This window comes from Holospora elegans E1 (genome assembly GCF_000648275.1).
Taxonomy (GTDB): Bacteria; Pseudomonadota; Alphaproteobacteria; order Holosporales; family Holosporaceae; genus Holospora; species Holospora undulata_A.
In genome coordinates, this window is sequence record NZ_BAUP01000042.1 from 1 (window position 1) to 3,422 (window position 3,422).

The following is a 3,422-nucleotide window of genomic DNA, read 5'->3' on the forward strand; positions in this document are numbered from 1 at the left end:
ACACTACCTCTTCAAACATAAAAAAAATAAGAACCTGCGTTCACAGTTAAGCCAACCGACGAATCAGTAGCATTGAATGGGGGATCCATAACGTTGTGTTCCACTGATTGAACGCCTATTTCATAATCGGCCAATCGCTTAAAATGATTTGATTTAGCCAAGCAAATGTTCTCTCTACCCCCCCATTTTTTTGCTAAAATTGCCCGCCGGCGTAATACGTGCCGAAACCTCTACGGTCTTCTTCAATATGTTTTGAACAAATTATTCGAACGTTTTTACGATAACCAGTATCTGGGCATACGCCTTAAAGCGATGAGTATTTTTGCACCTTACCTTATCAAACATCTTGCATCCCGCAACAGTGTGAACCTTCACATGAAAACTAAGCCCTTAGGGGGGGATCCGTGACACTATGGCGTTTACGCCCTTTGACCTTTTTTCCCACATCAATCCCTTGATTTACAGCTTTTTCCGTTGTTTTTTAACTTTGTAAATCAATTATCGAATTGGCGTTTCGTTCATTGTTTATCCGACTGTTTTCCACAAGATTCCTTGTCATTTTCTCTCCAATTCCGCTTTGTCTTGCTTGCATGTAAAACCTGTACACACTTTTCCAATGGGCTATTCTTGCGGAAAAAAGTGCCACTGACAGCCCGTCTTTATAAGATAAAACTCCCCGTTAGTAAGCGTTCTCTTACGTTTTTTATCATAATCCCCTATATCAAAATGAAATTTTTATTAAATCTCTATTGTGTGCCACTCAAATTTTTCGGATAGGGCATGTTCAGATCTTATTTAAATTATGAAGACAGATTCTGAGTAAAAAACGCATCTACTGGAGGACAATCTACCAAAATAGGACTTTCGTTATAAAAAAACGCGAGGCTAAAACTGTGTAATTTTAAAGAACTTGCTGAACAATCCAAAAAAAGATTTTCCATACACATTATCACCAATAATAGGGTGACCAAGGTGACTTAAATGCGCGCGAAGCTGATGTTTTCTTCCTGTATGCAAAGAAAGCTCTAACCAAGAGTAGTCAAAAGGAACTCTGTAAACACCGCGTCGAAAATACTCAGTATGACAAACTAAAGATTTAGGAGTTTCTGGGAGACAAACTCTTGTACCAAAAGGGTGATTCACAAGGGGAAAACGAATGTGCCCTTGATCTTTCTGAACCCGCCCATGAACCAAAGCCCAATACCGTTTTTGAATTTTTCGTTCTTTCATCAGCTTACCTAATGCCGAAGCTGAACAAGGAGTTTTTGCTATAATTAGTGCACCACTAACAAATTTGTCTAAACGATGAACAAGATACACAGGGCAACCCGCCCATTTTGACATAAGGTCATCTACGCTTAACGTCTGACTTGTTCCTTTTTGACAAGGAATTCCAGCGGGCTTTCTTATAATCCAAAAATCTTCATGGGTATAAATAATCCAACGCGAAACCTTTTCTTGCCAATACGCGCACAACTTTTCTTTAGAAGGTTCAAGAATGCTCATTTTTTTTAACCATCCAGGATACACATAAACCTCATCAATTTGCGATAATCGATAACTTGATGAGACTTTTTTACGATTAACACGAATATCTCCCGTGCGCAAAGCTTTTTGAATGGCAGAGTAAGAAATTTGAGGCCATTCGTAATGCACCCACTTGTCAATCCTTTGATCTAGGCGGGTCACGGAAAAGTAAGATTCTTGATTCATACACTTATATAAAATACACGAGCATCTTAACTTTATCATATTCTAAAAAAATTCAATTATTGTTTTTAATAAAAAAACACTTCAATTTTTACCCAAAATATTATTCTAAGAGACGAAAGTAAATGTTTTTTTATTCTATTGCTATTGTTTTTAAAATTAGATTTTTTTTTCTAAGAATCTACCGTCCTTACTTAACGATAGATTTAGATTTATTAACTTTTTTTAAGAACAAAAAATTAGTGGACTCTGGAACGTTTTGCAAGGCCTTGATTGTATTCTTTTTCGTATCAAAAAATAGGATAAAAAGAGAATTACCGCTCTTTCTATCCCAAGTCGTAAAGTTGTAATATTTTTTTAAATCAACAAAAAAATCTTAAAATTTAAAATTTTCTCTCTGATTCGGGTAATTAAATTATTTAATCTTTTTGATTTTCTTAATTTTCTTGAAGATTAGATGGAGAAAGAGCTTGTTCAACTAAACTTTCACATCTTTCTCTAATTTCCTTTAATTCTTCTGGATTATATATACTTCCGGCTTCTCTTCGAATGTTCTCATTTTTCTTTTCTCTGATTTTTGAGCAGATCTTTTTTTTCTCTTCTACTACTAATTCAAAAAAATCTTCTTGAGAAATATTATATTTTTCAGATAAGACAATAAAAGCTTCTTTGATTAGACTCAGCTTCTCTGAATCAGGAATTCTATAAGTATTGACTATATCACTTACTTTTTCTAACGTTTTATACAATTTGTCCAAATCTGAATTACGATAATCCCGGACGTGTTCTGGCTTTATAAAATAAGTTCTCCAATCTTCTTTAAAGTCTTCAAAATCTCTCAAAACTGATCCAACGTTCTCTTTTCCTGAAAATCCTTCTTGCGCATTTATAAGAAAAAACCCAAAAAGTAATAAAAAATTTTTAAAATAATTCATATTTTTATTTTTCTTAGCAAATTACAAAATGATATTACTATAAAATCATTTAAAAAAGTATTTTTTTGAGCCCCTTAACCAAAGATAGCGTGATTAATTTTCAAAGTTTTATTAACGTGAAGTGCCACAGAAATACGCAGTGTTCCCTTCAGCATTTCAAGTTATCGTGTGTTTGCAAGGGGGGGCGAAATTTTGCAAACCAATAGAGGTGAGGAGCGTTATTTTGTTCAATGAAAAACGTTTTATCTTTTCCCTGAAAGAGGCGGGGGCTTGGAATAATTTTCTGCCCAATGATCTGCGCAATAAAATAAAATTTTCCATTTTTTAATTGTTCAAAAAGTCGTTTGAATGTTTGACTCAAGCGATCACCAAATTCCCAATCGATAAGCCCTGCACGATCATAGACTTTAAAAATCCAAGCTTTAAAAATCCAAATTTTTTGCTATCTTTTTTTTTAATAATACCAAATTCATCGACTTCCATGACACTACCGTTGTCTTCTGGGGGGGCTCAATTTTGGCGCATAGCTTTGATTATAAGGTGCCGCCCCTACTTCAAAACAACGCTTGCTCTGACACAAAAACGCTGATCGCTTCGGTTCGTTGAAAGGACGCTTGCGTATAAAACAAGGACTTGGAGCTTGTCTTTTTCGGACATACCTCGTGAAATTTTTTCCACATTTTTTATTATTTGTACCGCAGCCCCCTCGAACAAAACCGCTTTTAAAGAAATTTTAACATTCACAAAATTTACATACAATCTTTTTTAGAGACTTTT

The 3,422-nt window shown here is 34.7% G+C and carries 5 protein-coding genes and 1 pseudogene; all 6 read right to left on the reverse strand.

All coding sequences use genetic code 11. The features are described 5' to 3' along the window. Positions 1-400: 400 nt before the first annotated feature. A pseudogene (locus tag HE1_RS10195) lies at positions 401-499 on the reverse strand (IS5/IS1182 family transposase); the annotation flags it as partial. Positions 500-885: 386 nt separating this feature from the next. Beyond that, positions 886-1,713, reverse strand: a complete 828-nt coding sequence (locus tag HE1_RS01135) for an RluA family pseudouridine synthase (protein WP_035543788.1) — start codon at positions 1,711-1,713, stop codon at positions 886-888. A 434-nt stretch (positions 1,714-2,147) separates the two neighbouring features. Next, entirely contained in the window at positions 2,148-2,645 is a 498-nt protein-coding gene (locus tag HE1_RS01140) for a hypothetical protein (protein ID WP_035543790.1), read from the reverse strand. A gap of 148 nt (positions 2,646-2,793) precedes the next feature. Next, on the reverse strand, positions 2,794-3,006 hold the full coding sequence (locus HE1_RS08600; RefSeq protein ID WP_035543791.1) for a hypothetical protein: 213 nt from the start codon (positions 3,004-3,006) through the stop codon (positions 2,794-2,796). Beyond that, positions 3,003-3,128, reverse strand: a complete 126-nt coding sequence (locus HE1_RS09890; protein WP_278243039.1) for a hypothetical protein — start codon at positions 3,126-3,128, stop codon at positions 3,003-3,005. The genes HE1_RS08600 and HE1_RS09890 overlap by 4 nt, the downstream gene beginning before the upstream one ends. A 66-nt stretch (positions 3,129-3,194) precedes the next feature. Next, a complete protein-coding gene (locus HE1_RS01150) occupies positions 3,195-3,389 on the reverse strand; it encodes a hypothetical protein (protein WP_035543793.1) in 195 nt (64 codons plus the stop codon). Between the last annotated feature and the right edge of the window lie 33 nt (positions 3,390-3,422).